Source organism: Paenibacillus filicis (genome assembly GCF_038070315.1).
In the GTDB taxonomy this organism is placed as follows: domain Bacteria; phylum Bacillota; class Bacilli; order Paenibacillales; family NBRC-103111; genus Paenibacillus_G; species Paenibacillus_G filicis.
In genome coordinates this window covers 1-1,581 of the sequence record NZ_JBBPCC010000052.1, presented here as the reverse complement: position 1 = coordinate 1,581, position 1,581 = coordinate 1, and the positions used below count along the sequence as shown (strand labels likewise).

Below are 1,581 nucleotides of genomic sequence, written 5' to 3'. Positions count from 1 at the left end.
ACCCCGAGGCGATAAATCGCCCCAGTTTGGGCTAATCCGCGTTCGCTCGCCGCTACTGACGGAATCACTATTGTTTTCTTTTCCTGAGGGTACTTAGATGTTTCAGTTCCCCTCGTCTGCCTCCACTGTAGCTATGTATTCACTACAGGGTACGTGAGTATTACCTCACGCGGGTTCCCCCATTCGGACATCCCCGGATCAAAGCCTGCTTACGGCTCCCCGAGGCCTTATCGTTGTTCGCCACGTCCTTCATCGGCTCCTGGTGCCTAGGCATCCTCCGTGTGCTCTTTCTAGCTTAACCATATTCGCTCGGTATTTGCTTGGTCCGCTCCGTTTTGCTTACGCAGAAGAGTCGCTACCCAATCAAATACGTCGCTGTAGCAGCTAAAAATGTGCCATCAACTTCAGAGAAGTTGATACAGATTTTGATTCAGCATTTATTGCTTTGTTTCGTTATCCAGTTTTCAAGGAACAAACATTCTTGGTGGAGCCAAGCGGGATCGAACCGCTGACCTCCTGCTTGCAAGGCAGGCGCTCTCCCAGCTGAGCTATGGCCCCATAAAGGTATAAAGTTATTGGTGGGCCCTAGTGGACTCGAACCACCGACCTCACCCTTATCAGGGGTGCGCTCTAACCAGCTGAGCTAAGGGCCCGTATTGCTATGAATCACAAGAAGGATTCGCTTGGCGACGTTCTACTCTCCCAGGACCCTGCGGTCCAAGTACCATCGACGCTGGAAGGCTTAACGTTCGTGTTCGGGATGGGTACGCGTGGTTCCCTTCCGCCATCATCACCAAACGAATGCTTATGAAGCTGAAAGGCATTGCACCTTTCAAAACTGAACACGAGTGAGTGTTACCTGCAGCTTGCGCCGTCAGGATTTTTATGTCCGATGACCTACAGTCACCATGGACTCCATAGAAAGGAGGTGATCCAGCCGCACCTTCCGATACGGCTACCTTGTTACGACTTCACCCCAATCATCTACCCCACCTTCGGCGGCTGGCTCCCTTGCGGGTTACCCCACCGACTTCGGGTGTTGTAAACTCTCGTGGTGTGACGGGCGGTGTGTACAAGACCCGGGAACGTATTCACCGCGGCATGCTGATCCGCGATTACTAGCAATTCCGACTTCATGCAGGCGAGTTGCAGCCTGCAATCCGAACTGAGACCGGCTTCTAAAGATTCGCTCCATCTCGCGACTTCGCTTCCCGTTGTACCGGCCATTGTAGTACGTGTGTAGCCCAGGTCATAAGGGGCATGATGATTTGACGTCATCCCCACCTTCCTCCGGTTTGTCACCGGCAGTCACTCTAGAGTGCCCAACTCAATGCTGGCAACTAAAGTCAAGGGTTGCGCTCGTTGCGGGACTTAACCCAACATCTCACGACACGAGCTGACGACAACCATGCACCACCTGTCTCCTCTGTCCCGAAGGCCCATGCTATCTCTAGCATGTTCAGAGGGATGTCAAGACCTGGTAAGGTTCTTCGCGTTGCTTCGAATTAAACCACATACTCCACTGCTTGTGCGGGTCCCCGTCAATTCCTTTGAGTTTCACTCTTGCGAGCGTACTCCCCA

Annotated in this window: 2 tRNA genes and 3 rRNA genes; all 5 read right to left on the bottom strand. The window is 52.9% G+C overall.

Going from position 1 to position 1,581, the window contains the following annotated elements:
- Nucleotides 1–301: ribosomal RNA gene (locus tag WMW72_RS35465) — 23S ribosomal RNA — on the bottom strand; the annotation flags it as partial.
- Nucleotides 302–482: 181 nt separating this feature from the next.
- Nucleotides 483–558 (bottom strand) — tRNA-Ala (locus WMW72_RS35460).
- Between the two features lie 18 nt (nucleotides 559–576).
- A tRNA-Ile gene (locus tag WMW72_RS35455) sits at nucleotides 577–653 on the bottom strand.
- A gap of 28 nt (nucleotides 654–681) precedes the next feature.
- Nucleotides 682–798 (bottom strand): 5S ribosomal RNA (gene rrf / locus WMW72_RS35450).
- A 123-nt stretch (nucleotides 799–921) separates the two neighbouring features.
- Nucleotides 922–1,581, bottom strand: a 16S ribosomal RNA gene (locus tag WMW72_RS35445); the annotation flags it as partial.